The sequence below is a fragment of the Streptomyces sp. CBMA29 genome, from assembly GCF_014596445.1.
Lineage (GTDB): Bacteria > Actinomycetota > Actinomycetes > Streptomycetales > Streptomycetaceae > Actinacidiphila.
In genome coordinates, this window is sequence record NZ_MECL01000052.1 from 1 (window position 1) to 25,433 (window position 25,433).

20 protein-coding genes and 2 pseudogenes are annotated in these 25,433 nt (G+C 72.1%); 10 read left to right on the plus strand and 12 right to left on the minus strand.

Going from position 1 to position 25,433, the window contains the following annotated elements; translation table 11 throughout:
• Positions 1-694, plus strand: a pseudogene (locus tag BGM09_RS07530) (FAD/NAD(P)-binding oxidoreductase); the annotation flags it as partial.
• A gap of 83 nt (positions 695-777) precedes the next feature.
• On the opposite strand, the gene BGM09_RS07535 reads toward BGM09_RS07530, so the two are convergent.
• The 3 genes from BGM09_RS07535 to BGM09_RS07545 form a co-directional block, all read right to left on the minus strand.
• Complete coding sequence (locus BGM09_RS07535) at positions 778-1,335, minus strand: hypothetical protein (RefSeq protein WP_188280662.1); 558 nt, start codon at positions 1,333-1,335, stop codon at positions 778-780.
• A gap of 139 nt (positions 1,336-1,474) precedes the next feature.
• On the minus strand, positions 1,475-2,443 hold the full coding sequence (locus tag BGM09_RS07540; protein WP_223186470.1) for a helix-turn-helix domain-containing protein: 969 nt from the start codon (positions 2,441-2,443) through the stop codon (positions 1,475-1,477).
• A 136-nt stretch (positions 2,444-2,579) separates the two neighbouring features.
• The gene (locus tag BGM09_RS07545) at positions 2,580-4,091 is read right to left on the minus strand and encodes a glycoside hydrolase family 3 protein (RefSeq protein ID WP_188280664.1); all 1,512 of its coding nucleotides are present in this window, start codon (positions 4,089-4,091) and stop codon (positions 2,580-2,582) included.
• A 569-nt stretch (positions 4,092-4,660) separates the two neighbouring features.
• Here BGM09_RS07545 and BGM09_RS07550 point away from each other — a divergent pair.
• From BGM09_RS07550 to BGM09_RS07575, 6 genes are all read left to right on the plus strand, one after another.
• Positions 4,661-5,722: a phytanoyl-CoA dioxygenase family protein gene (locus BGM09_RS07550; RefSeq protein WP_223186471.1), complete on the plus strand. Its 1,062-nt coding sequence runs from the start codon at positions 4,661-4,663 to the stop codon at positions 5,720-5,722.
• Positions 5,704-7,023 (plus strand): DUF6271 family protein, encoded by a 1,320-nt coding sequence (locus tag BGM09_RS07555; RefSeq protein ID WP_188280666.1) that lies wholly within the window; start codon positions 5,704-5,706, stop codon positions 7,021-7,023. Before BGM09_RS07550 ends, BGM09_RS07555 begins: the two co-directional genes overlap by 19 nt.
• Before the next feature lie 8 nt (positions 7,024-7,031).
• On the plus strand, positions 7,032-8,243 hold the full coding sequence (locus tag BGM09_RS07560) for a type III PLP-dependent enzyme (RefSeq protein ID WP_188280667.1): 1,212 nt from the start codon (positions 7,032-7,034) through the stop codon (positions 8,241-8,243).
• Positions 8,240-8,842, plus strand: a complete 603-nt coding sequence (locus tag BGM09_RS07565; RefSeq protein WP_317452583.1) for a GNAT family N-acetyltransferase — start codon at positions 8,240-8,242, stop codon at positions 8,840-8,842. The genes BGM09_RS07560 and BGM09_RS07565 overlap by 4 nt, the downstream gene beginning before the upstream one ends.
• Positions 8,843-8,847: 5 nt before the next feature.
• The gene (locus tag BGM09_RS07570; protein WP_188280668.1) at positions 8,848-10,086 is read left to right on the plus strand and encodes an MFS transporter; all 1,239 of its coding nucleotides are present in this window, start codon (positions 8,848-8,850) and stop codon (positions 10,084-10,086) included.
• Positions 10,087-10,147: 61 nt separating this feature from the next.
• The gene (locus tag BGM09_RS07575) at positions 10,148-10,588 is read left to right on the plus strand and encodes a GNAT family N-acetyltransferase (RefSeq protein ID WP_188280669.1); all 441 of its coding nucleotides are present in this window, start codon (positions 10,148-10,150) and stop codon (positions 10,586-10,588) included.
• On the opposite strand, the gene BGM09_RS07580 is transcribed toward BGM09_RS07575, so the two are convergent.
• Positions 10,564-11,160 (minus strand): GNAT family N-acetyltransferase, encoded by a 597-nt coding sequence (locus tag BGM09_RS07580; RefSeq protein WP_188280670.1) that lies wholly within the window; start codon positions 11,158-11,160, stop codon positions 10,564-10,566. The genes BGM09_RS07575 and BGM09_RS07580 overlap by 25 nt on opposite strands.
• Before the next feature lie 267 nt (positions 11,161-11,427).
• On the opposite strand from BGM09_RS07580, the pseudogene BGM09_RS07585 reads away from it, so the two are divergent.
• Positions 11,428-11,907, plus strand: a pseudogene (locus tag BGM09_RS07585) (oxygenase MpaB family protein); the annotation flags it as partial.
• A gap of 75 nt (positions 11,908-11,982) precedes the next feature.
• On the opposite strand, the gene BGM09_RS07590 reads toward BGM09_RS07585, so the two are convergent.
• From BGM09_RS07590 to BGM09_RS07625, 8 genes are all read right to left on the minus strand, one after another.
• A complete protein-coding gene (locus BGM09_RS07590) occupies positions 11,983-13,239 on the minus strand; it encodes a peptidase S8 (RefSeq protein ID WP_188280672.1) in 1,257 nt (418 codons plus the stop codon).
• Positions 13,240-13,503: 264 nt separating this feature from the next.
• Positions 13,504-16,482, minus strand: coding sequence for an MGH1-like glycoside hydrolase domain-containing protein (locus tag BGM09_RS07595; RefSeq protein WP_188280673.1), 2,979 nt, complete (start codon positions 16,480-16,482; stop codon positions 13,504-13,506).
• 290 nt (positions 16,483-16,772) lie between these two features.
• Positions 16,773-16,955: a hypothetical protein gene (locus BGM09_RS07600; RefSeq protein WP_188280674.1), complete on the minus strand. Its 183-nt coding sequence runs from the start codon at positions 16,953-16,955 to the stop codon at positions 16,773-16,775.
• 132 nt (positions 16,956-17,087) lie between these two features.
• Positions 17,088-17,348 (minus strand): DUF5133 domain-containing protein, encoded by a 261-nt coding sequence (locus BGM09_RS07605; protein WP_188280675.1) that lies wholly within the window; start codon positions 17,346-17,348, stop codon positions 17,088-17,090.
• 125 nt (positions 17,349-17,473) lie between these two features.
• Positions 17,474-18,232, minus strand: coding sequence for a GPP34 family phosphoprotein (locus BGM09_RS07610; protein ID WP_188280676.1), 759 nt, complete (start codon positions 18,230-18,232; stop codon positions 17,474-17,476).
• A 247-nt stretch (positions 18,233-18,479) separates the two neighbouring features.
• On the minus strand, positions 18,480-19,220 hold the full coding sequence (locus tag BGM09_RS07615) for a hypothetical protein (RefSeq protein WP_188280677.1): 741 nt from the start codon (positions 19,218-19,220) through the stop codon (positions 18,480-18,482).
• Positions 19,221-19,748: 528 nt separating this feature from the next.
• Complete coding sequence (locus BGM09_RS07620; RefSeq protein ID WP_188280678.1) at positions 19,749-20,675, minus strand: hypothetical protein; 927 nt, start codon at positions 20,673-20,675, stop codon at positions 19,749-19,751.
• A 204-nt stretch (positions 20,676-20,879) separates the two neighbouring features.
• Complete coding sequence (locus BGM09_RS07625) at positions 20,880-21,122, minus strand: hypothetical protein (protein ID WP_188280679.1); 243 nt, start codon at positions 21,120-21,122, stop codon at positions 20,880-20,882.
• A 397-nt stretch (positions 21,123-21,519) separates the two neighbouring features.
• Here BGM09_RS07625 and BGM09_RS07630 point away from each other — a divergent pair, with 397 nt between their 5' ends.
• Positions 21,520-24,213 carry a glycoside hydrolase family 78 protein gene (locus BGM09_RS07630; RefSeq protein ID WP_188280680.1) on the plus strand — a complete coding sequence of 898 codons (2,694 nt, stop codon included), beginning with the start codon at positions 21,520-21,522 and terminating at the stop codon, positions 24,211-24,213.
• Between the two features lie 128 nt (positions 24,214-24,341).
• Complete coding sequence (locus BGM09_RS07635; RefSeq protein WP_188280681.1) at positions 24,342-25,379, plus strand: alcohol dehydrogenase catalytic domain-containing protein; 1,038 nt, start codon at positions 24,342-24,344, stop codon at positions 25,377-25,379.
• The last annotated feature ends 54 nt before the right edge of the window (positions 25,380-25,433 follow it).

The window sequence follows — 25,433 nt, forward strand, 5'->3', positions numbered from 1 at the left end:
CGACGGCCGCCCCGTCACCGCGCGCGCCACCGAGATCGCGGCGGATCTGGTGGCGCTCGGCTGGGGTTTCACCCCCGCTCTCGAACTGCCGCTTGCGCTGGGCGCGCGGACGCGGGTGGACGTGGACGGCTCGCTGGTCGCGGTGGTGGACGCGTGGCAGCGCGCGAGCGTGCCCGGCGTCTACCTCGCCGGGGAGTGCACCGGGGTCGGGGGCGCCGCGCTCGCCTTGCGCGAAGGCCGGTTGAGCGGCCTCGCCGTGGCCGCCGACCTGGGCCGGTCCTACGACCGCGGCGCCGTACGCCGTCTGCGGTCGGGCATCGGTCGGGGCCGCCGCTTCGCCGCGGCGATGCACACCGCCCATCCGGTCCCGGCGCACTGGACGGCGTGGCTCACGCCCGACACGGTCGTCTGCCGCTGCGAGGAGGTCACCTTCGCGGCGCTCGACGAGGCCCACCGCACGCTGGGCGCGGACGACCCGCGCACCCTCAAGCAGCTCGCCCGCCCCGGTATGGGCATGTGCCAGGGCCGGATGTGCGGCTTCGCGACCACCGCGATCAGCGCCGCCCTCACCGGCCGCCCCGCCACCGCCGCCGACCACCGCGGCCTGGCCACCCGCCCGCTGGCCTTCCCCGTACCGCTGGGCGAGATCGCCGCGGCGGACGGGGACGGCGAGGTGGACAGTCCTGACGCGTAAGAGGCGTGCGGACTCAGGCGTGCGGACTCAGACGTGCGGACTCAGACGTGGGGACTCAGGCGTGCGGACTCAGACGTGCGGGCTCAGGCGTGCGGGAGCACGAAATCGAATCCCTGCGCCTGGTGAATGCCGCCCGTGGCGCACCTGCCCTTGGTGGGGTAGCCGCCGTAGAACATGCAGAAGCAGCGGTAGCAGAATCGCCAATGTGCTTGTGCGGTGGGTGTCTCGGGGACGTCGTGGCGCAGGAGCATGGTCGCGCCGAGAGAACGGTGACCATTGCCTCCGGCGCAGAGCCCGGGGCCGTAATAGCTGAAGTACATGTTGTAGCAGTTGCCGCAGAAATTCCAGTACGACTGGTCGTTCGGCGTCTCGGTGTACCCGGTCGGCATGTTGCTGAACTGAAATCCCTGCGCGACGTGGCCGCTCCCGCCGACGACGCAGCGGCCCTGGCCGTTCGTGCCCTGGCCGCAGAACATCACGAAACACTGCTGGCAAAAACGCCAGCCCAGCCCGCTCTCGGCCTGTGCCTCACCGCCGAGCGCGAGGGTGCCGCCCACCAGGCCGGCCGCGATTCCCAGCGTCCTTCCGAGGAATTTACGCCGCCCCGGAGAATCCGGTCTCTGTTCGTATGTCCCCGTCATTTTCCACCCCGTTCATGAGATCGGTGCGCCCGCGAATCACGGTCACGACGCGACCGTGGGCGAGCCCCCGCATAGTCCCGTTCCGCGCCGAGGGGCGTCAAGGAAAAGCGGCGTTCGCGGACAGCACTGTTGCCTGCCGTTACATTCGGGGACCCCTGCTCCCCGTCGCGTGGCGGTAGTCGCGCGGCGAGATGTGGTAGGCGGTGCGGAAGGAACGGGTGAAAGTGGAGTGGTCCCTGAATCCCCAGCGGGCGGCTATGCGGTGAACGGGGATGTCCTGGAGAGCGGGGTCGCGCAGGTCCCGGCGGGCGCGCTCCAGGCGGAGGCGGCGGATCCAGGCCGCGAGGGTGGTCTCGCGCGTGGTGAAGAGCCGGTGGAGATAGCCGACCGAGACGTGCAGGGCGTCGGCGACGTGGCTCGGGGAGAGGTCGGGGTCGTGCAGATGCTGCTGGACGAAGGCTTCGACGCTCAGCAGGAGTGTGCGTCGGCGTGAATCCTCGTGGAGGGCGGCCTCCGCGTCGAGGTGGTGGGCGACGACGGCGGTCAGCAGGTCCTCGGATATCCGGGCCAGCCGCCCGAGGTCGTCGGGGCGGTAGGCCGCCTGTGTGGTCAGGCCGGTGAGGAAGTGCGCGAGCATGCCCGCGAATCCGGCCTGTCCCGGCAGGGGCCGGACCAGCAGGCGTTCGATCCGGTCGGCGGGCTGTCCGAGCTGTGCGCGCGGGATGTGGACGCGTACCAGTGTGGTGGGCTCGCCGCCCGCGCCGAGCTGGAGTCCGAAGGGGCGCGAGCTGTCGTAGAGGGCGATGTCCGTCGCCTCCAGGACCGCCTCGCGGCCGAGTTGGCTCATGACGAGCTTGCCCGTGGCCGCCATGGCCACGCAGAGGAGTTCCGGATCCGCCTGCCGGACCATCTTCGGCGTGCGGACGACCTGCGAGGGCGAGACCTTCAGCTCGACCACGTTCACCGCCGCGAGGTCGACGGTCCTGGCCGACGCCCTGAAGTCCTCCGCCTCCCGGCTGGACAGGCTCATCGGGTGCTCGCTGGTGACGAACAGCTCGTTGAGGGCGGCCAACCGGTCCGGCGGCGACAGATCGTCACGATCGAACATCGTCCGCATCACGGCTCCCCCTCGCACCGCGGTGGCCTCGCCCCGGAGTCTCCGGCCGCGAGCCACCTCGGGCCAAGTATCCCCCGGTGGCCGTCGGACCCGCCCACGGCGCGGACCCCGCCGGAGCCGGGCCCGACTACCGGGAGCCCACCAGGACTTCCGCCGCGGCGACACCGGAGGCGGCCGTCGCGCCGTGGGTGAAGATCTGCGCGGCGCCCTGGACGGAGTCGCCCGGCAGTCCCATCTCGACGACGATCGCGTCCGGACGCGCCCCGGCGAGTTCGGCGAGCGCGCGGCCCATCCACTTGTTGCGGGAGGCGTCCCTGACGACGACGACCAGCGGGCGCCCGGCGGCGGGCGCGAGCCCGTACGACTCCAGGAGGGCGGAGTCGGCGGCGAGTTCCTGGTGGTGGACGCGGACGAAGGTGGTGCCGGGCAGCCGCTCGCGCAGCGGGGCCGCGACACCCCACGGGGTCTCCTTGCCGATGGCCAGGTTGGTGGACGGCACCAGTTCGACCACGTGCGGGGGCGCGGTCAGCGGGAGGACGTCGCCCGCGGAGCCGCCGAGGCGTATGGCGCGGCGGGCGGCGACGTAGCCGATGTCGCCGCTGACCGGATTGACCGGAACCGCTCGCGCCAGGCCGGTCGACCACTCGGCGAAGGCGCGGACCTGCTCGGACGCCTCCTCCAGCCGCGCCTGCGTGAGGTCGCCCGACCGTACGGCGTCGGCGAGCGCGTCGGCGAGCAGGTCGACGGTGTCGGCCCCGGAGTTCTCGCCGCCGACACAGACCGCGTCGCAGCCCGCGACGACGGCCTTCACCGTGGCGCCGTCGATGCCGTAGCGGTCGGTGACGGCGCCCATCTCGATGGCGTCGGTGACGATCAGGCCGTCGAAGCCGAGTTCCTTGCGGAGCAGCCCGTTGAGGGTGCGGCTGCTGAGGGTGGCCGGAAAGTGCGGGTCGTAGGCGGGCACGAGGAGGTGACCGCTCATCACGGCGCGCACGCCCGCGCGTACGGCGGCCTCGAAGGGCGGCAGTGCCTGGGCCGCGATGGTCGTGAGGTCGGCGTCGTAGCTGGGCAGGCCGTGGTGGGAGTCGACGGCGACGTCCCCGTGGCCGGGGAAGTGCTTGGCGCAGGCGGCGACTCCGGCCGACTGGAGGCCCTGGATCCAGGCGCCCGCGTGCCGGGCGACCAGACCGGCGTCGACGCCGAAGGAGCGCACCCCGATGATCGGGTTGTCCGGGTTGGAGTTGACGTCCACGCTCGGCGCGTAGTTGAGGCTCACGCCCGCGGCGTGCAGTTGGCGGCCGAGGTCACGGGCGACGGACTCGGTGAGGTCGGGGTCGTCCACGGCGCCGAGCGCGAAGTTGCCGGGCCGGGTGGAGCCGGTCGAGGACTCGATACGGGTGACGTCCCCGGCCTCCTCGTCGATCGCGATGACCAACGCGGGGTTCTCGGCGCGCAGTTGCGCGGTCAGCCGGGCCACCTGCTGGGGCGAGGCGATATTGCGCGAGAAGAGGACGACGGAGGCCAGGCCGTCACCGATGGCCCGCAGCACCCACTCCGGCGCCTCCGTCCCCACGAAGCCGGGCTGGAGGACGGAGAGCGCGAGTCGTCGCAGCTCCTTGTCGGGCGTGCTGGAGGACATCAACTGGGCCTTCCACGTAGAGCCAACGCATTTGTGACACGGCGGACATTGGTACAGACCATCCGGATACTCGCCCAGCGTGATCTGGGGTGTCAAGTGCCTGACGCACGTACACCGGCCACATCGGCCGGGGCGTCCGGGAGACCGCGCCTGACCTGGTCCGTCGCCGCCGGGGAGGCCAGGTCACCCGCGGTAGGGCCCGGATCGCGCACGGCGACGAGGTGGCCGAATCGCCGCCTCCGGGCGACGCGACACGCCAACTCCACGGTTGACATGGGCGGTTGGTCTAATCCATTTTAGTGGGACGCGAGTTCAGCGAGCGACAAGCGCGGCGTAGTGCCATGAATGATGGGCAAGTTGCGAACGTCCGTTGCCGTACGCATCCACTCGCCCACCGACGGCAACGCACGGTTCCGCCGTGCTTTGGCGTAGGCACATGTAGTGGCGGTCGCCCAGAACCACTCTCGGCACCGGACGCGATTGCCTGTCCCCACACGGCCGATCCGTCCCGGCCGAAGGAAAGCCCGGGGGCGATCCGCATCAGAGAACCGAACCCTGGAGCGACTGCTTTGTCGGCGCCTGATCATTCTTTTCGAGCCTCTTCCGAACGCCCGTACTTCAGCTCGGACGGCGAGACCTACCTCACACCGACTCCGCTGCGCAACCTCCGCAAGACACAGAAACTCCGTGTGCTGTCGGAGGAGGACTTCACTTTCTGGCAGACCTACGGATACGTCGTGGTGCGACAGGCGATACCCGCCCTCGCGGCGGACGAGCTGCTGGAATTCGCCTGGAATTTCCAGGGGCTCGATCCGGCCCGCCCGGACACCTGGTACGAGGAGCGGGAGTTCCGCTCGGATCTCGACAGGGAACTGCACATCTACGGTTTCGTCGAGGCTTACCAGCACCAGCTCATGTGGGACAGCCGGCAGTCGCAGCGCGTCTATGACGCCTTCGCCGACGTCTGGGACTGCGAAGAGCTGTGGGTGACGCTGGACCGGCTCAACCTCAATCCGCCCAACGTCAAGAACCGGGACCGCGCCCACATCGCGCCGACCGAGCGCGGCTTCGACATCAAGCTGCACTGGGACATCGACACCACGCTGGACGTGCTCCCGCAGCGCGTCCAGGGAATCATCGCGCTCAACGACACCAAGCCCGAACAGGGCGGCTTCCAGTGCTCGCCCGACCTCTTCCACCGGTTCGAGGAGTGGAAGGCGCTCCAGCCGGAGGACCGCGACCCGATCCGGCCGAGCGTCGACCGCGCCGAATACCCCGTCATCCAGCCCGATCTCAAGGCCGGTGACCTGCTGATCTGGAACGGGCTGCTCGCGCACGGCGTCGCGCCCAACACCTCGGACAACGGCGTCCGCGCCGCCCAGTACCTCTCGATGATGCCCGCCCTGGAGTCGCACCAGGAGCTGCGGGAGTCGCGCGTCAACTCCTGGCGGACGCTCAGCACTCCGGAGTGGAACGGCACGCTGGTCGGCGACGCCACCCGGCACGAGTCCCTGCGCTACGGACCCGCGGAGCTGACCGACCTCGGTGCCAGGCTGCTGGGCCGCGACTCCTGGAAGCAGCAGCCCGCGGACCAGGGGACCGGGGAGCGGACATGCGCCGAATCTGCCTGACCCTTCCCACCGACAGGCCCTGCGCGACAACGATATCGGCGGTGCACGAGGAGGCGGCCCACGCCGCCACGCACTTCGACGTCGAGGTGCGTCTGCTGGTCCTGGACTCCTCCGACGCCGGCGCCCGCGAGCAGCACGCGCGGGTCGTGCGCGGCCTGCCCGCCGTACCGGGCGTCGTCGTGCACCACCTCGGCGAGGCGGAGCAGCGCGACTTCCTGCGGCGGGTCATCGAGCGGGCCGCGCCGGACAAGCCGGAGCTGATGCTGGATCTGATGCTGCCCGCCCGGCTCTCGTACGGCGCCTGCACCAACCGCGCGTTCCTGATCGCCGCGGCGCTGGGCTGCGAGTCCGTGCACCGCAGGGACTCCGACAGCCGCTACCAGTCCGTGGACGGTCTGCCGGTCTTCCCCGTCCACCATGAGCTGATGTCGCTCGGCAAGCGGGCGGGCGACGCGGCGGCGGGGGTGACCGAGACCGACCTGGCGGACGCGCACACCGGCAAGACCGTCTCCATGGTGGGCAGTTCCTTCATCGGCGAGATGTCCGTCGACATTGAGGAGATGCACCGGCTCGACCGCGACGCCTACTACGACGTGGTCGGGCTGTGGGCACCGGTCCACTGGCCGTCGCGGAAGAAGCGGGAACTGGTCGACGAGTCCTTCAAGGGCGCGGGGCACGAGCCCTTCGCGGGCGACCACTCGACGCTCACCCTGGTCGACCCGATGCGGGTGGACATGTGCAACATCGCCTTCCACGGGGTCCACGAGCAGGTCCCGTTGATGCCCGCGACGGACACGATCGGCAGCGACTACTTCCTGATCCACCTCGTCCACGACGCGACGCTGCCCGGTGTCCTGCACAACCGGAACATCGTCAACTACTACACGGGTGAACGGAAGACGGACGCCGGGTTCATGGCGTATCAATTGCGCTTCGCCAAATTCTTCCTGTCGATGCTGTATCTCAACGCCGTGTACGACCGGATGGCCGAGGCCGGTTCCGCGCTGCTGGACGACGACCACCGGATACGGGTGGGCGCGGTCGCCGAATTGCTCCGGGACAGCGCCCTGTTGGACCGTGCGGAGAATGTGGAGCGGCTGGACATCCTCGACCGGTCCTACCGAAAGCTCGGCGGCAGGTACGCGGAATTCGCGGACTCGCTGGCGGAGCGGCGCGAGCGGTTGCTGGACGAGGCCCGCGGGGACATCGAGGATTACGCCCTGTTGACGGATATGTGGTCGGCGATGATTCGGGCGAGCAGAGAAACGGACCTCGGCACACTCCAGCGGCTGCCTGGCTGACACCGCACATGACGCACGAGAACGTCTCACTGTTCGCCGCTCTGTCGGCCGCCGCCGAGGACCGGATCGTCTTCGATCTCAGCGGTATCGAGGAACGCTACGATTCCCTGCTGCGTGAGCTGCCGGGAGTTTCGGTGCGCTTCGCCATGAAATCCTGTCCCGTGGACGAAGTGCTCGCCTGTCTTGTCGCGAAAGGCAGCGGATTCGACGCGGCGAGTATCAACGAGATCGAGCAGGCCGTACGCTCCGGCGTCGCGGTCGGCAGAATTCACTACGGCAACACCGTCAAGTCGGACCGGGACATCGCGGCGGCCTATCGCCTCGGTGTCAGGGACTTCGCCACCGACAGTCTGGAGGATGTCGCCGCCGTCGCGGCGCACGCCCAGGGCTCGCGGGTGTTCTGCCGGTTGGCGACCGACGGTGACGGAGCGCTCTGGGGTCTGAGCAACAAGTTCGGCTGCTCGGCCGAGGACGCCGTGGCCGTGCTGGAGAAGGCGCGGGAGTCCGGGCTGCGGCCGGCCGGGCTCTCCGTGCACGTCGGTTCGCAGCAGATGACGGCCGAGGCGTGGCAGCGGGCGTTCGAGCAGCTGGTCGACACGCTGACCGTGCTCGGCGAGCGCGGTATGCCGCCGCGGTACGTCAATCTGGGCGGCGGCCTGCCCGCGCTCGGCTATCTCGACAAGCGCGGCAGGCCGCTCGACCCGCCGATCGACAAGATCTTCGCCGTCATCCGCGAGGGCATGCAGCGGTGCCGGGAGGCGGCGGGCGACGGCCTGGGCTTCGTGATGGAGCCGGGCCGCCACCTGGTCGCCGACCACGGGGCCGTCCGGGCGCATGTCTCCCGGCTGTCCACCCGGCACACGGCGGACGGCACGGCCCACCGCTGGCTGTACCTGAGCTGCGGGAAGTTCAACGGCCTGTACGAGATGGACGAGTTGCAGTACCGGCTGGTCTTCCCCACCCACCCCGACACCCCGCGCGTCGAGGCCACCGTGGCCGGTCCGACCTGTGACAGCGACGACGCCTATTCGCGCGAGCACAGCCTGGTCCCGGTACCCGAGTCGGTCGAGTCGGGCGACCCGGTGTGGGTGCTGTCCAGCGGTGCCTACGCCGTCAGTTACATGACCCAGGGGTTCAACGGCTTCAGCCCGCTGCCGTACGTGTGCGTACGCGGCGCGGGCGACCGGCCGGGCCGCCCGCGGAAGGAGCACGACAGGTGAGCGACCGCGAGACATCCCGGCGCGCGGTGACGGATCACGCGCGCGTCCGCCCCGTCGGCGACGGTGACTGGGCGGACCTCGTCGCGCTCGAAGCCGCCGCCTATACGTCCCTCGGTCTGTCCGAGGGACGGGCCGCGCTGGAGTCGAAGGCATGGGCCTCGCCGACGACGTGCTTCGTCCTCGACGTCGAACAGCGGCTCGCCGGTTACCTGTTGGCGCTGCCGTATCCGGTGTCGCAGTCGCCCGACCTCGCCCGCGGCGAGGAGGTGGTCTTCCACTCGCGCAATCTGCATGTGCACGACCTCGTCATCGCCGAGGATCTGCGCGGCCGGGGCCTGGGAAAACGCCTGCTGCACCACCTCACCGGGCGGGCGCTCCAGCAGGGATACGAGCAGATGTCGCTCGTCGCGGTCGGCGGCAGTCACACCTTCTGGGCGGCGAACGGCTTCGCCGCCCAGAAGGAGGTCGTGAACTCCGCGAGCTACGGGGCCGGTTCGGTGTACATGTCCATGGCGCTGCCGACCGCGCCGACCGTCGAGAGTCCGACGCCGACCAGCGGCCTGCTGAGCGGGACACCAACGCGAAACGAAGTGGGATAACGCCTGTGTTGCACGTTCACGATCCGTTCCGGCGCGGGCAGTTGGCGATCGGGGCGCTCTTCTTCTCGCTGGGCTTCCAGTACGCCACCTGGGCGTCGCGGCTGCCCGCGATCAAGGCGCATCTGGACCTGACCGCCGCGCAGGTGGGGCTGCTGCTCATGGCCACCGGCATCGGCGCCGCCGCCGCTTTCCCGCTGGTGGCGATGCTGATGCGGCGGCTGGGGTCGCGGCTGCTGTCGCTGCTCTCGGCCGTCGGCCTGACGCTGCTGCTCATCCCGCTGTCGGTCATGCCGAACTATCCGGTCGCGCTGCTCATCATGGGCTGTGACGGTGTGCTCGTGGCCTGCCTGAACGTCGCGATGAACGCGCAGGGCGCCGCGCTGGAGGCCGTCCACCGGCGCAACGCCATGGCCAAACTGCACGCGACCTTCAGCGGCGGCTCGCTCGGCGCGGCCCTGCTCGCCTCCGGCATGAACACCGTCACCTCCACGATGGCGGTGCACTTCGGCGCCGCCGCCGTCCTGTTGCTCCTGCTGACCGCGTACGCCAGGACCGGCCTGCTGACGCGGGAGCAGGTCGCGGCCAAGGTCGAGGCGGCCGAGACGGAGGAGGCGGAGGAGGCGGAGGACGCGGTCGCGGTCGCGGTCGCGAAGGAGCGGGGCACGAAGGAGCGGGACGCCAAGAGCCGCGGCACGTGGACGCTGCCCGCCCGTATGACCCTGTGGATGGGCTGCGCGATGGCTTTCGGCACGGTGACCGAGGGCGCGATGAACGACTGGTCGGCGATCTACATGAAGGACGTCGCCAAAGCCTCGGCCGAACTGGCGCCCATGGGCATCGCCGTCGTCTCGGTCATGATGGTGCTCGCCCGGCTCTTCGCCGACGGCTGGCGCAGCCGCTGGGGCGACGGCCTGATCGTCCGCGCGGGCAGCGCCCTGGCCGCGGCGGGCCTGGCCCTCGCACTGCTCAGCGGCGGCGTGGTCCCGGCGCTGATCGGCTTCGCCGCGGTCGGCCTGGGCATCGCCGCCGTGACGCCGTGCGTGTACGTGGCGGCGGCCGGTCAGGGTTCGGACGCGCTGACGCTGGTCGCGACGATGGGTACGACGGGGCTGCTCGCGGGGCCGCCGGTGATCGGCTTCATCGCCAACGCGACCGGTCTGGTCTGGGGCCTGGGCGCCGTGGCCGCCTCGGCGCTGGTCGTGTCCCTGTGCAGCACGCAGATCCGCTGGACGTCGACCGCCTGAGCGGCGGGCCGCGCCCCGAATCACGGTTGACGCCCCGGGGCGCGCCCGCTTCGCTGTGCCGGTGAGCACACTTCGCGTCGAACGCGTACGCCCCGACTCCTTCGTCCAGGACTGGCGCGCCGTCCACAACACGGTCATCCCCACGCATCCGCTGTCCCTGGACGACGTCCGGGAGCGCAGCGGGCGCCACCTCCTGGAGGTCGCCTACCTCGACGGCGTCCTGGTCGGAAACATGACGGTACGGCCGCCGACGGACGACGAGCCGGTGGTCACGGTCATCGCGCGGGTCCTCACCGCACACCGGGGGCGGGGCCTCGGCCGGGAGCTGTACGCGCGCGGACTCGCGCACGCGCGGGAGCTGCGGCCGGGCGCCGTCGAGACGGTGGTGCTGGAGTCCCATCAGGACGGGCTGCGCTTCGCGCTGCGGCAGGGCTTCGTCGAGGTCGAGCGGTATCTGCTGCCGGGCGACACGATCCGTTACGTGACGCTGCGGCTGCCCTGAGCGGCGTTCTCCGCGCCGCCGCCGTGGCGGCCGGGGCGGAGGTCGAGCATGTGGAACACCTTGTCGTAGCGGCGCGGCCCGACCGCCACGAAGTCCGGCAGGCGGCCGTACTCGCGAAAGCCCAGTGATTCGTAGAGGCCGATGGCGCGGGTGTTGTCGCTGCGGGCGTCGAGGGTGAGCACTTCGATCCCGGCCCGGCGGGCGTCGGCGACGAGCGTCGCGGTCAGGGCGCGGCCGATGCCGTGGCCGTGGGCGGCGCCGTCCACCGCCAGCCGCTCCAGGTCGGCGTGGGGGCGGTGGGTGGGGCGGGAGTACCGCAGCCAGTAGCCGAACCCGACCAGATCCTCGCCGAGATACGCGGCGCGCAGCGACCCGTCACCGGCCCGTACGGAGGTCAGGATCCGGTCGACCAGGGCCGTGATCTCCTCGGGCCCTGGCGGCTCCAGCCAGCCGAGCGGGGCGCCGCCCTTGACCAGCGCGGCCAGCAGCGCGTGCGCCGCTCCCGGGTCCAGTGCGCGAGCCCGCTCGATGCGCAGCTCGTCCCCGAGCGCGCCCGCCTCAGCCGTCGTCATCGCGTTCCGCCTCTCCCGCGCAGGTACGTCCGTCCGTGAGCCGCCGCACCCCGCGTACCGCCAGGGTCCGGCCGCCCCTTCCCTCCCCCATCATCTCCGGCGGGGCCTGGCCGACACCTCTGTCCGCGACCGCGTTCACGCCCGAGTCGTACAGTGGCGACAAGACCGTCAGCATTCTGGACATTCCCGGCGTCCCAGCCGTGCGGCAGCGGTTGCGCGCGGAACTGCTGGCGCGGGTGGCGGGGCCCGCGGGGCCGAGAACCGGGCGCGGATCCGCATCTGCTGGGCTGGGTGCACGTCGCCGAGGTGGACGGTTTCCTGCGCGCTCATCAGCGCTACGGGGCGCGGCCGTTGGACGCCGCGGGCCGTGACGCCTCCGTGGCGGACACCGCGCGGGGCGCGGAAGCCCTCGGCGTCCTCGACCCGCCGCGCGACCACGCGGCGCTGACCGCCCGGCTCGCCGCGTACCGGCCGGAGTTGCGGACCACGGCAGAGGCGCGGGACGCCGCGCGTTTCCTGCTGCTCGACCCGCCGCTGCCCTGGGCCGCCCGCGGTCCGTACGCGATCCTGGCCGCGGGCGCGGTGGGGCTGCTCCCTTCGTGGGCCCGCGGCCCGCTGCGGCTGCCGTATCCGCCGATCACCGAGGCGACCGGCGTCCGGCTCGCGGGGCACGGTCTGACCAGGACGATCCGCTGGGCGACGGCTCCGGAGGCGGCCGAGCCGTCCCACGGGCCGTCACAAGCCTGACGGGCGGAGCCGGAGGACGGCGCACGGGCGGGGCGGACCGGTGTCGGTCCGCCCCGCCCGCGGGGAACGGGAGGGTCAGCCCGCGAAGGCCGTCGTCCCGATCGGGGTGCCGAGACCGGTCGGACCGTCGTAACCGGCCTTGCCGGTGCACAGGTAGCTGCCGGAGCAGCTTCCGTTGGAGCCGCTCGTCACGTCGTTGAGCGCCGTGGTGTGGGCGTACGGGAAGGACGTCGGGTACGAGCCGGAGGACGGGTTGCCCGCCAGCGCGTAGACCGAGGCGATGATCGGCGAGGAGACGCTGGTGCCGCCGAAGGTGTACCAGCCGGCGGTGACGCCGTAGGAGTCGTAGACCGCGACACCGGTGGCCGGGTCGGCGACCGCCGAGACATCGGCGATGGTCCGCTTGGAGCAGCCGGTGTCCTTCTGCCAGGACTGCTTGGCGTCGTAGGCCGAGCAGCCGGAGCCGGAGCCGGACCAGACCGTCTCGGTCCAACCGCGGGTCGTGGACGACTTCTTGAGGTTGGTGCCGCCGACGGCGGTCACGTACTTCGAGGCCGCGGGGTACTCGGCGCCGTAGCCGGAGTCACCGGCGCTGACGGTGATCGCGACACCGGGGTGGTTGAAGTACGAGGAGTCGTAGCTGGTGTCGGAGGACGACTCGGAACCGCCGTAGCTGTTCGAGACGAACTTCGCGCCCAGGGCGACGGCCTCGTTGACCGACTTGCCGAGGTTGGCCATGGAGGCGGAACTGGCCTCGACCAGAAGGATGTTGCACTTCGGGCAGATGGCGCTGGCCATGTCCAGGTCGAGGGAGATCTCCTCGGCCCAGCCCGCGTCGGCGCTGGGCAGGGACGTGGTGGAGCCGGTCTGGCTCACCTTCTTGAAGCAGCCGCTGGCCACCGTGCAGGCGGGCAGACCGTAGTACGACCGGTAGGCGGCCAGGTCACTGGCGGCGTTGGGGTCGTCGTACGCGTCGACGATCGCGACCGTCTCGCCGCTGCCGTTGGCGGACGCCGCCGAGGTGAGGCCGTAGGCGGCGCGCAGGTCGGTGGGACCGTAGCCCGACGGCGTGGCGGCGGTGGCCGCGTCCGGCGAGATCGTGGTGGTCCGCGCGGCGTGCACGGTGCCGCTGGTGACACGCAGCGCCTTACAGGCCATGTCGCCCGCCTTGGCAGGCGTGGCACAGGCCCGCGCGGTGTGGACGGGCTGCGCGGCGGCCGGCGTCTGCGCGACGGCGGACGGGGTGAGAGCCAGCGCGGAAGCGGCCAGAGCGGCGACCGCGGTGAGGGGTAGACCGGCGCGACGTATCGCCGGATTCAGGGTGATGCGCAACGAACTGCCTCCTGTGGTGGGTTACCTGGGGGCCTGCGGATGCAGTGGTGCCTGCGGTGCCAGGTGGGGTGACTGAGGCACCGAACCGCCACTATGGGTGACGCGGTCACGTCAATACAGGGACCGGGCGAAGTCTCTACCTCCGCTTTGCCTTCGTCAGTTCGCCTTGGGGAAGACGTGGTCGAGAAATGACCGCGCAGGATGCATGGATTCCACTTGCGTGGTTTCGCAACTCCCCTGCGCGGTCCGCCGCTTGGGTTCGCGCTACGAGGTGAGGTAGCAGGATTTGGCGACGTTCGGGATCGGGTCAGCGCCGCCGAAGGCCGCGGTGGTGCAGGGCGTGCCCGTGGTGAACGTCGCGTAGAGGTAGTCGCCCGCCGCCCCGTAGGCCACGGTCCTGCGGCCGGTGAACGCGCAACTGCCGTTCTCCGCCGAGCAGATCGCCGGATAGCCGGGCGGGGCGCCCGCGTAGGTGTAGCAGCTCTTGGCCACGCCGAAGACCGGGTCGACCCCCATCGTGTCGTTGCCGCAGGTCGTCGCGCCGTTGGAGCGGCCGGTCCAGAACGCGCCCGCGGCGCCGTACGCGACGGGTTGCGATCCGGTGGCCGCGCAGACGGACTTCTCGGCGGCGCACTGCGTCCAGTTGCCTGAGGGCGGCCCGTTCGGGGCGGCCCAGCAGCTCTTCGCCGTGTTGTACAACGGGTCGGTGCCGAAGGCGTCGTTGGTGCAGGCGACGCTGCCGGTGACGACCTGGAAGCGGAAGGCGCCGTTCGCGCCGTAGGCGACCTCCCGGGTGCCGCCGACCGTGCAGGTTCCCTTCTCCGCCGCGCACGAGGTGTAGCCCGCGGGACCGCCGGACGGGGCGAGATAGCAGGACTTCAGTACGCCGTAGGCCGGGTCGGCGCCGCCGAAGGCGGAGGCCGCGCAGAGCGTCGCGCCGCTGACGGACCGGTAGGCGTACGCACCCGCGCCGTAGGCCATGACCTGACTGCCGGAGGGGGTGCAGGTGCCGCCCTCGACGGCGCACAGGGTGTAGCCGGTCGGCAGCGTCGTGCCCGCGACCGAGGTGGCGAAGGGTACGGGGGCGCCGAGGCCGGTGGCGGACACCGAGTACGTTCCGGCGGGGACGCCGGTGAGGTAGACGTAACGGCCGTCGCTCGAACCGCTGTTGATGCCCGCACCCGCGTGGAAGGCGCCGCCGCTCCACACGGTGGCGCCGTTGACGGTGACGGTGGCGTCGGCGGAGCCGTTGGTGGGTACGCCGATCCGGCCGGTGGTCCCCGCCGGGCTCGTCAGCGACTCGGTGAGGGTGCCCGCGACGGTGTCGCGGTCCCAGGAGCCGGTGACCGTGCCCTGCGGCATGGTGATGGTGCCCTCGGTGTGGGCGATGTCGCCGGGGTGCGGCACGAAGTCGTAGGCGGCGGTGCCGGTCGGGGACAGGCCCAGCAGAGAGAAGGTGAGAGCGGAGGTCGGTCCGGTCCCCCAGCCGTGCGCCAGGCTCATGTACGTGCCGCCGTAGTCGAAGGACCCGTCTGCGCGGAACCCCTCCCAGAACGTACTGCCCGTGCCCGTGGGGCTGCTCAGCATCCAGCCCCACTCGCGGCGGATCAGGGCCAGCGCGTTGATGTCGTCGTCGGCCGCGAAGTGGGCCTGGACCTCCATCGATCCGGGGAAGGTGCCGATGGCGCCGCCGTCCTTCTCGGGGCTGGCCGCGCCGTGGTCGTTCCACCGGGCCGCGAGACCGTGCGCGATGGCGGTGTCCTTGTCCGCGCTGTCGGTGAGCCCGTACCAGACCGCGAGCGAGTTGCCGTCCTGCGGATAGAGCGTGCTGGTCGGGTTGTCGCGGTAGAGGCCGACCGCGCCGTTCCAGAGCCGCTGGTTGACTGCGGACTTCACGGTGGCCGCGCGCTGACGCCAGGCGGTGGCGTCCGCCGTGTCCCCCTCGGCGGACGCGAGCGTCGCGCCGCTGGTGAGGGCCGCGTAGAGCAGCGCGTTGGCCTCGATGTTCTCGCCGCCCTGGCCGCCGCGCGCCCAGTCGTTGGTCCCGGTGACGTTCAGCAGGCCGTTGCCGTCGATCTTCGCGGTGATGAAGGACATGCCGAGCCGGTAGCGGCTCCACACCGAGTCCAGCCACGCCTTGTCGGCGGAGTAGGTGTAGTACGACGCCGACCCGATGAGCGTCCACGTGTGATAGGTGTCGGAGCCGTAGAAGTTGACGGCCGGTCCGCCGTACTCCAGCTCACCGGTCGAGGAATTCTGGTGCTGGTAGAGGCTGTTGAGGGCGTTCTTGGTGGACGCGATGTCATGGGTCGAGACGTATTCGGTGGGTGTCGACACACCGAGGTCGCCTGGCCAGACGGCGCGGTCGCGCTTGGCGCCGTCGCTGAGGATGCCCGCCCCCGCGCCGATCACGGCGTTGTTCTCCCACCCGGAGGCGGGCGGCGGATAGGCGCGGCCGGTGTCGGGCGCGATCGTGTCCATCTGGACGGTGTAGGCCCCGGCGTACCAGATCTTGTTCAGCAACGGGTCGCTCGAATAGAAGTAGTTGGTGTACGCGGCGGGGTCGCTCATCCCGGCCGCGCCGGTGAACGCCAGCGAGACGCCGTTCAGATCCACCCAGCCGGACGTCCCCATGAAGACCGTCACGTAACGGAAGCCGCCGCGCAGTTTGTCGGTCGGCATGGTGTACGTGCCCGCGCCGTCGACCGTCGCGGTCAGCGCGCCGTCGGTGCCGGAACCGGAGTACACGGTGCCGCTGCTCAGATCACTGACCGGGCCGACGTACAGCGACGACTCGCTGAAGGCCAGGCCGACCCGCTGCCCGCTGCCGCTCGCCCCAGCGAATTTCAGCGTCACCAGCCCGCCGACCTCCTTGCCGAAGTCGAGGACCAGATACGAATTCGTCCCGGAGATGCGGGTCGAGGCGCCCGACAGCACATTGCCCGGCGAGGTGACGGACCCGGACGTGCCCTTGACCGCGACCGGGGCGAGCGTCCTGCTGTGCGGGGCGTAGATGTACGCGTCGCCCGCCGACCGGCCGGCGAGCGCGGTGGGGGCGGCGGCCGGGGCCGGAGCCGCGGGTGCCGCGGCGGTGCGGGCATCGGCGGTACGGGCTTCGGCGGACGCGGGCGGCGTGGTCGACAGGCCGACGGCGGCGCACAGGGTCGCGAGGAACAGCGCGACCCTGAATCGGCGGGACGCGGATAAGGGCGCTCGTCGCCCCGGCGGGTGGGGGAAGGACATGGCTCCGGCCTCCGTGCGAGGTGGGGGGTGGCTCAACGGCAGACACGAGTGAATCGTTTCATTCGGACAGTGCGTGGGGAACATATGAGAGCGCTCTCCCGCGCGTCAAGGGATCGGACACGGGGGCGGGCGCGGCCGTCTCGTCGGGGGGACCGAGAGCGTCACGTCGGGGGCGGGCCGGGCTCGTATCGCGTGAGGGCAGGACGGCACGGCGGGGCGGACGGACGGCGAGCGGCACGCCCGGGAAGCGGGGGGCGGAGATGGACGTCAGGGCAGGCCGCCGGGGCCCTTCACTCCAACCTGTCGGCCGGGTCCTCGGGGGCCGTGCCGGTGAAGTACGCCATCGCCTCGGGTGCGCCCGGCCGCGGCTCGGTGTCGAAGCACGCCCACGAGCAGAAGGCCGTGGGGTTCCAGTCGCTGGTGCGCCCGCATTCGGCGCAGACCATCACCGGGTCGTCGTCAAGATCAGCCATGCGGTGAGTGTGCCCCGTCGGGCCGGTTCACAACGGGCTTGGTGCTGATATGCGCCGGTCCGCGTACTGCCGCCCGCGGGCGCGGGAGGTGACGTGAGGTCCAGGAAGTGACGTGAGGTGACGGAAGGGGCCCTAAGCCGCCGCTTCGAGGGCGGTGGTCGCGTCTGGGGCCTCGTCGTCCAGTGACTCGGCGTCCCCGGCTTCGGCGAGCAGGGCGCGGGCGGCGGCCAGCGCGGCGCCGATCTCGCCGGTGCCGGTCGCCACGCACAGTGTGTAGGCGGTGTCACGCAGGAGGTCGCGAATCCGCGGCTCGGAGCGGACCTCGGGGCTCTGGGCATTCAAGTGCTCGTACCGCTCGACCAGTTCACGCAGCGCGGCAGGGTGGGCCGACATCTTCACAGCCTCTCGTGGAGAATTGCTCACCCCGTGTCATGGGGCAAGGGTTGCTTACCCCGTGACAGTCCGTCCACTCCCCCAAATCGTGATGGATCGGAAACGGGTGACCGACCGTCAGACCGTCAGTAACCGCGGCTGCGGTAGGTGGCGTTGGCGCGATCGAGTCGGGTGGTGCGCAGACGGCGTTCCTCTGCCAACTCCTCGACGGCGTGCCGGAGTGCGCGCAGCACCACCCGCGACGGGCTGCCCGTGGGGACCTCGTCCGGCGGCTCGTCGCCCCTGACCCCGATGAGGGTGGCGAGCGCCCTGAGGACCGGCGCGTCCGACGCCCAGTGCTGGGCCGCCCGGCGCCGACCCGGCGTGTCGGCGAGGACACGACGGCTGGTGGGGAGCAGGCCCCAGCGCCGGTGCCGCTCGGGGACCAGCGTGCCGTCCTCTTCGAGCGCGGCGATGTACGCGGTCGGCAGGTCCCGGCCTCGGCGCCACAGCCAGTCCTCGACACGCTCCCCCGGATCGTCCTGCGTGCCGTTGTCCGTGGCCGGTTCCGACGCCGTGCCCGCCGGCCTGTCCGCCGCCGCGCCCGCCGCTTTCCCCGGCGCCTTCTCCGCCGTCCGGCCCGGGTCACGGTCCGCACCCTCCGCGGTACGCGTCGCCGTCTCGTACGCCGTCAGCGCCTCCTCCAGCAGCCGGTCCGCGGTGCGCGGCCCGCCCTCCGCCCGGGGTACGGGCACCACGCGGTCACCGCGCAGCGTCAGCGCCCTCACCGCGATGAGGTCGATCAGCTCGGCCCCGGCCAGGGCGAGGGAGAGGTCGCCGCGGTCCACGAGGAGGTCGGGCGGCACGTCCATGGCGACGACGATCAGGTCTCGTGGTGTGGTCATCGCGCTGCTCCGCATCGTGGGCGGCGCGGCCGGGCCGCCGGACGGCGGTCGCCGGCCCGGAGGCGGTCCGGCCTGGACCGCTGTGAAGGACGTGCCTCAAAACTACCCAACGCGACCGCGCCCCGGCGGGTACTCCCGCGGCGGGGCTCTCAAGGACACCCGATAGGGGCGAGGGCCAGCGTCGGCGTGACCGCCGCTTCCGCCCCGACTGTCGCTTCCGTCCGGGAGGTCACCACCGCAGCGCCCGCTACTTCTGTCCCTTCATCACATTGCGCAGCGTGGCGATCAGCGCGGGCTGGTACGCCCGCAGATCGGTCTCGGAGGTGCTGTCGCCCTGCTGCCCGTCCACGCTGGTGGCGAGGTAGTTGTAGCCGTTGAGGGTGATGGTGAACACCGCGCCGCCGTCGAGGACCTTGAGCTGCTGCGACCCCGCGTTGATGGTGAGGAAGTACGCCTTGTCGCCGAGGTCGGGGACGGATTCGGTGGTCGTGACGGGGATGAGGTCCGCGGTGTCGAGATTGCGCTGGTCCTCGAATTCGGCGGCCGGGTCGGTCGCCTTGTGCAGGTCGATGCCGACGACCACCTCGTAACGCGCCGTGCCGCCGCGCAGCGGGATCGGTGACGTGGTCTCGATCGTGCAGCGGATCTGGTCGAGCGCGGGGCCGAGGTGGACCACCGCGGGTGAGACGGTCTGGGTGTCGGTGGCCTTGAGCGCGTCGGTGAGCGGCTTGAGGGTGAGTCCCGCGCACGGGCTGCCGTGCAGGACGTAGCCGTGCATGTCCGGTGCGCCGCTGTGCCGCGGGCCGTACGCGTACAGGCCGCCCGCCCATGCGGCGGACGCGACGAGAGCGCCGCCGAGGCCGACCGCCCACAGGCGCCTGCCGCCCGGACCGAAGGCGGCCGGTCGAGGGGCGGGGTCCCCGTCGGAGACCATGTCCGCGGGCGCGGGCTCGTCGAGTCCGCCCGTCAGTTCCGGCTCGGATATCACGGCTGCTCCTCGCGGTGCGCCCGGTCGTGCGTCCGGCGGTGCGCGTTGGTGTGGCCCATCGTGCGCTGCGTGCGCCGATCGCCTGGTCAGCAGATTGTCTCCGCCGCCCCGCTCGGCGCACCAGTGACCGTACGCCCTGTCGTGCCCCGGCAACGCCCGAATCGTCCAGGCGGCGCGGGAGGACGGGGAGGACGGGGCGTGTGCCGGGGGCTCTGGCACGGACCGGGCGGTCGCCGGGGCGGCGGCGGCAGCACGATGCCCCGGCGCGGGGGCCGGGGCAGGGGTGCGTCGGTTCGTACGGGTATGTGGAGGAAGCGCGTCCGCGCGGGGCGCGTCCCAGCGCCATGACGTCGCGTCGCGGGGCCTTCGGAACGGACAAGCGAAGGTCCCGCAGCCGGGGGGGGTGGCTGCGGGACCTCTCCTACCTTGGCACACGTGGCGGCGGCACGCACGCCGACGGGCGAATGACCGCCGCCATTCGTGGCGGCGCCGGGCGGGCGTCAGCCGTCGGGCACCGCCTGCGGGCCGTCAGGCGTCGGTCGCGGCGACGGCGGGCTTGTGCCTGCGGAGCAGAACGGAGCCCGCCAGGGCCGCCGCCACCGCGGCGCAGGCAAGCACCGTTGTGGTGGACCCGGCGAAGGACCGGCCCAGGCTGTCCCTGAGCAGGTGCACGGGCCCGAAGCCGGCGGCGAGCGAGTGCAGCACCACCGTGCCCACGGCCGCGGTCGCGCTGGCCGCCCACGTCCAGACCGTGTCCTGCACGGTCAGCATGACCGCCAGGACCAGGCAGAGGACGGTGACGGCCAGGGACACACCGGCCGCGAGATCGCCGGCGCGCAGGCCCGCGATGTCGGTGGGCAGGTGGATCGCGGCGACCGCGAGGAGCGCGACGGCGGCGGGCCAGCGCAGGACGGAGGCCAGGGCGGGCGCCGCCCGGCGGGTCCGCGCGGGGCCCGAGCCGGGGCGGCGCCCGGCGAGGCGGCCCACACCTCCGCCCGTGGCGGGCGGCTCGTCGGCCCGCTGCCCCTCCCCCTCGGGGCGCTGCTCCGGCCAGGCGTGCCCTGACGTGTCGGGGCCGGCCGGCTCCGGGCCGCGGATCGGCGAGCCGTCGCTCTCCGGGCCGAAGATGGTGACCAGTTGGGCGACGTCCTCGATGGGACGGCCCATCGCCGCCGCGCGCAGGGTCGTACCGGCCTCGCCGTCCGCGTGTGGCGGTTCGTTGAGCAGGACGACCAACTGCCGCACCTCGTCGACCGGTCGGGACACGGCGGCCAGCCGCAGCGCCTCGTCGGCCGGGCTCGGCGACTCGCCGTTCTGCTTGAGGAGGTTGACCAGACTGGCCACTTCGGCCAGCGGGCGGGTGGTCGCCGCGGCGCGGAGCAGGGTGTGCCTGGGCTCGTCGCGCGTGGCTATGGGGGATCGCTCGTCGGGGGATGAGCTGGGATCAGATGACATGGTGCGTATTCCTTTGCCGAACTACCAGGGGTGAGACTTCCCCGGCGGTCGCTGTGCGTCACGAGAGACACACGCTTAGTACCATGACATCCGATATGTTCATATTGCGCCATTCGAGACCGTCCCTGAGCCCGCCGCATCCCGCTTCCAGCGCACTGTTTTCCCAGCTCAGAGACGGTGCGAACGGTTTCCGCCCGGCTCCCGCTACGGCTTCCAGTACGGGGCGAGCGCGCACTGCATGTAGTGCGTCCGCGCCCAGCGCTGCCAGACCCGCGCGTGGACGGTGCCGGGTCCCGCCGCGTACTTGCCGCATTCGGGGCAGTCGGGCAGGGGTACCGGCTCGGCGTCGTGGTCGTCGAGCTGGTGAGTGGCCCAACCGTAAAGATACGCGCCGGGGTTGACGGTCGACGGATCCCTGAACCGGGCCTCCAGCTCCGCGCACCGCACGCACTCTTCTTGCTCAACACCCGTCAGCCGACTCACGTGTTCGAGACTACGTTCCGCACTGCGGCTCGCGCACGTTTTCCTGGTCGGTGTCCCCTGACCGCGTCCGGCGTGCGAATTCCCGAGCGCGGCACGACGGCGCCGGCCGGGAGCGAGCGCCCCTGCCGGACCCGGCCGCCGCCGCTTCCCGTTCCGTACCGCCCGCGGGCAGGCGTTCCCGGCATCATGGAGCGCGCACCGCTGCGAGCCGCCCCGACGGGCGGGCTCGCGCACCAGAGCCAGCCGAGGAGGACCCGATTCCCCGCCGCCCGCACCCATCCTCGGTGTCCCCGCGCCCCGGTCATCCGCCCTCCCCCGCCCCGGCGTTGAGCAAGCGCGACAGCGCGGCCGGGGCGCTGGCATGACGGCCGCGGCGGGCCCGCCTCGGGCCGCGGGCACGGCGGAGGTCGAGGCACCGACCGTCGAACACCATCGTGAGCCGTTCGGGATCGGCGAGAGCCGCCCGCGGCTGAGCTGGCGGACGGTCACCGAGCGGCCGGACTGGACGCAGAGCGGATACGAGATCGAGGTCGTCGAGCCCGGCGCCCGCTGCGCGGGTGTCGCCGCCCCGCCCGCGTCCGGTGCCCGCCGCACAGTGCACCGCACCGGCCGGATCCCGGGCTCGGACTCCGTACTCGTCCCGTGGCCCGGAGCGGCGCTGCGTTCACGGCAACGGGTCGGCGTACGGGTCAGGGTGTGGGCCGCCGTCGTCGGGCGTGACGAGACGCCGTCGGCCTGGTCACCGCTCACACTCGTGGAGGCCGGTCTGCTGGAGCGCGCCGACTGGACCGCCCGTCCCGTCACGCCCGACGACGGCTGCCCCGCGGGGCCGCTCCCGGTGGCGCTCCTGCGACGCGACTTCACCCTCCACTCCCCCGCCGTCTGCGCCCGGCTGTACGCCACGGCGCACGGCGTCTACGAGGTGGAGCTGAACGGCGAACCGGTCGGCGACCACGTCCTGGCCCCCGGCTGGACGTCGTACCACCACCGGTTGCGCTACCAGACGTACGACGTCACCGCCGCGCTGCGCCCCGGGCGCAACACGGTCGGCGCGCTGCTCGGCGAGGGCTGGCACACCGGGCGGCTCGGCTTCGGCGGGGGCTCGCGCAACCGCTACGGCGCCGAGCGGGCGCTGCTCGCCCAGTTGGAGATACGCCACCTCGACGGCAGTACGACGGTCGTCGGCACGGACGGCCAATGGCGCACGGCCGAAGGGCCGTTGCGGCGCTCGGAGCTGTACGACGGCGAGGCGTACGACGCGCGGCGCGAGCGCGCGGGGTGGTCGCTGCCGGGGCACGACGCGGCGGCCTGGCAATCGGTGCGCGAACTCCCGCTTCCCGAGGCTGAGTTGGTCGCCCCCACGGGGCCGCCCGTCCGCCGTACGGAGACCGTCGCGCCGGTGGAGGTGCTGCGTACCCCGGCGGGCCGCACCGTGCTGGACTTCGGCCGCAACATCGTCGGGCGGCTGCGCGTCCGCGTGTCGGGTCCGGCCGGGCACACCGTGACGCTGCGGCACGCGGAGGTGCTGGAGGACGGCGAGCCCGCGTACCGTCCGCTGCGGCACGCGGCGGCCACCGACACGTACACGCTGCGCGGCGGCGGCGCCGAGAGGTACGAGCCGCGGTTCACCTTCCACGGTTTCCGCTACGCCGAAGTCGAGGGCTGGCCGGGGGTGTTGGACCCGGCCGATGTCGGAGCGGTGGTGCTGCACACGGACATGCGGCGCACCGGCTGGTTCTCCTGCTCCGATCCGCTGGTCACGCGGCTGCACGACAATGTGGTGCGGGGCATGCGCGGCAACTTCCTCGATGTGCCCACAGACTGTCCGCAGCGCGACGAACGGCTCGGCTGGACCGGCGACATCCAGGTTTTTGGCCCCACCGCGAGCTTCCTGTACGACTGCTCCGGGATGCTCACCGGCTGGCTGCGCGACCTCGCCGCGGAGCAGTTCGCCCGCCCCGGCCGCGTACCGCCGCTCGTGGTGCCCGAAGCGCTGCCCGCGGACTTCCCGTCCGACCGGACGTACGCGCTGTGGGGCGATGTGGCGGTGCTGCTGCCGTGGACGCTGTACCGGCGGTTCGGCGACGCGGAGTTGCTGCGGGCGCAGTATCCGAGCATGACGGCCTGGGTCGGCGCGACCGCCGCCCTGGCCGAGCGGGGCGGCGGTCTGTGGCGGCAGGATTTCCAGCTCGGCGACTGGCTCGACCCGGCCGCGCCCGCGCAGGACCCCGGCGCGGCCAGGACCGACGGGGACCTGGTCGCCAACGCCTACCTCGTACGGTCGGCCGACGTGCTCGCGCGGATCGCCGACATCCTGGGCGAGGAGCAGGACGCGAGCGGGTACCGGAGGCTGGCGGCGCGCACGCGGGCGGCGTTCGCCGAGGAGTTCGTCACGCCCGGCGGACGGCTGTCCTGCGACACCCAGACGGCGTACGCGCTGGCGATCCGCTTCGCGCTGCTGCCGACCGAGCGCCAACGGCTCGGCGCCGGACGGCGGTTGGCCGAGATCGTCCGGGCGGCGCGCTTCCGCATCGCCACCGGATTCGCGGGCACACCGCTGATCTGCGACGCGCTGTGCGACGCGGGCGAACCCGAACTCGCCTACCGCATGCTGCTGGAGCGCGACTGCCCGTCCTGGCTGTACCCGGTCACCATGGGCGCCACGACGGTGTGGGAGCGCTGGGACTCCATGCTGCCGGACGGCTCCGTCAATCCGGGCGAGATGACGTCGTTCAACCACTACGCGCTCGGGGCCGTCGCCGACTGGCTGCACCGCACGGTCGCCGGGCTCGACGCCGCCGCCCCCGGCTGGCGGCACATCCGCGTCGCGCCCGTGCCCGGCGCCGGTCTCACCTGGGCCCGCGCCGCGCACGACACGCCGTACGGCAGGGCGGAGGCCGGCTGGCGGGCCGAGCGCGGCGCCCTCACCGTCACGGCCGTGATCCCGCCGAACACCCGCGCCGAGGTGCGCCTCCCCGACGGCCGGGCGCCCTTCGCCGTGGGCTCGGGGCGCCATGAGTTCTCTCTCCCGTACTCCCCCGCGCCCCGGCCATGACGCCCTCCCCCGACCGGGGGGGAGAGATCTCTCCCTGGGCCCGTCCGCGCGTGGGTGCGACGCTGAAAGAGACCTGATCAGCAGGTCTGCCAATGCACCCTTCCAGGCAGAGAGCGAGACGTACCCCCATGCGGGCAACGTTCATGTACAAGGCCGGAGACGTGCGCGTGCAGGACGCGCCGGACCCGACGATCGAGCAGCCCACCGACGCGGTCGTACGCGTCGTACGTTCCTGTGTGTGCGGCAGCGACCTGCACCCCTTCCACAGCCTGTCCGCCACGGACGGCCCGGTCCCCATGGGGCACGAGTTCCTGGGTGTCGTCGAGGACCTGGGCGCCGAGGTCTCCGGACTGAGCGTGGGCGACCTGGTGGTCTCCCCGTTCGCCTTCGCCGACAACACCTGCGAATTCTGCCGCGCGGGCCTGCACACCTCGTGCCCGCACGGCGGCTTCTTCGCGGCGGGCGGCGTCGGCGGCGCCCAGGCCGAGGCGGTCCGCGTCCCGCAGGCCCAGGGCACCCTGGTGAAGCTCCCCGCCGGAGTCGACACCGCGCTGCTGCCGTCGCTGCTGACGCTGGCCGACGTGTACGGCACCGGCCATCACGCCGCCAAGCAGGCGCGGGTGCGACCCGGCGACAGCGTCACCGTCATCGGTGACGGGGCCGTGGGCCTGCTCGCGGTGCTGTCCGCCAGGCAACTCGGCGCCGAGCGCGTCATCCTCATGGGCCGCCACAAGGTCCGCACCGACCTGGGCCGCGATTTCGGCGCCACCGACGTCGTCGCCGAGCGCGGCGAGGAGGGGATCGCCAAGGTCCGCGAGCTGACCGGCGGCCACGGCACCCGCGCCGTCCTGGAAGCCGTCGGCCACCTGCCCGCGTACGAGACGGCCGTCGGTGTCGTCCGCCCCGGCGGAGTGATCAGCCGGGTCGGCGTCCCGCAGTACGCGAACGCACCGGTCGGTTTCGGCAGCCTCTTCGGCCCCAATGTCACCCTGACCGGCGGCCCGGCTCCCGTGCGCGCCTATATCGAGGAGCTGCTGCCCGGGGTGCTGGACGGCACGGTCGACCCCGGCCGGGTCTTCGACCAGACCGTGTCCCTGGAGGACGTGCCCGAGGGGTACCGGGCCATGGACGAGCGCACCGCCCTCAAATCGCTCGTCATCCCGTAGCCGCCCGTCGTCTCGCGGCCACTCCGCGTAGCTCGGAGACGCCGGGATTTCGCC

Bases quoted from the DNA above. Each gene is read 5' to 3' on its own strand.
- BGM09_RS07535 (WP_188280662.1), bottom strand. From the start codon at position 1,335: ATGACGGGGACATACGAACAGAGACCGGATTCTCCGGGGCGGCGTAAA.
- BGM09_RS07540 (WP_223186470.1), bottom strand. From the start codon at position 2,443: ATGTTCGATCGTGACGATCTGTCGCCGCCGGACCGGTTGGCCGCCCTC.
- BGM09_RS07545 (WP_188280664.1), bottom strand. From the start codon at position 4,091: ATGTCCTCCAGCACGCCCGACAAGGAGCTGCGACGACTCGCGCTCTCC.
- BGM09_RS07555 (WP_188280666.1), top strand. From the start codon at position 5,704: ATGCGCCGAATCTGCCTGACCCTTCCCACCGACAGGCCCTGCGCGACA.
- BGM09_RS07560 (WP_188280667.1), top strand. From the start codon at position 7,032: ATGACGCACGAGAACGTCTCACTGTTCGCCGCTCTGTCGGCCGCCGCC.
- BGM09_RS07580 (WP_188280670.1), bottom strand. From the start codon at position 11,160: ATGACGACGGCTGAGGCGGGCGCGCTCGGGGACGAGCTGCGCATCGAG.
- BGM09_RS07595 (WP_188280673.1), bottom strand. From the start codon at position 16,482: ATGTCCTTCCCCCACCCGCCGGGGCGACGAGCGCCCTTATCCGCGTCC.
- BGM09_RS07600 (WP_188280674.1), bottom strand. From the start codon at position 16,955: ATGGCTGATCTTGACGACGACCCGGTGATGGTCTGCGCCGAATGCGGG.
- BGM09_RS07605 (WP_188280675.1), bottom strand. From the start codon at position 17,348: ATGTCGGCCCACCCTGCCGCGCTGCGTGAACTGGTCGAGCGGTACGAG.
- BGM09_RS07610 (WP_188280676.1), bottom strand. From the start codon at position 18,232: ATGACCACACCACGAGACCTGATCGTCGTCGCCATGGACGTGCCGCCC.
- BGM09_RS07620 (WP_188280678.1), bottom strand. From the start codon at position 20,675: ATGTCATCTGATCCCAGCTCATCCCCCGACGAGCGATCCCCCATAGCC.
- BGM09_RS07630 (WP_188280680.1), top strand. From the start codon at position 21,520: ATGACGGCCGCGGCGGGCCCGCCTCGGGCCGCGGGCACGGCGGAGGTC.
- BGM09_RS07635 (WP_188280681.1), top strand. From the start codon at position 24,342: ATGCGGGCAACGTTCATGTACAAGGCCGGAGACGTGCGCGTGCAGGAC.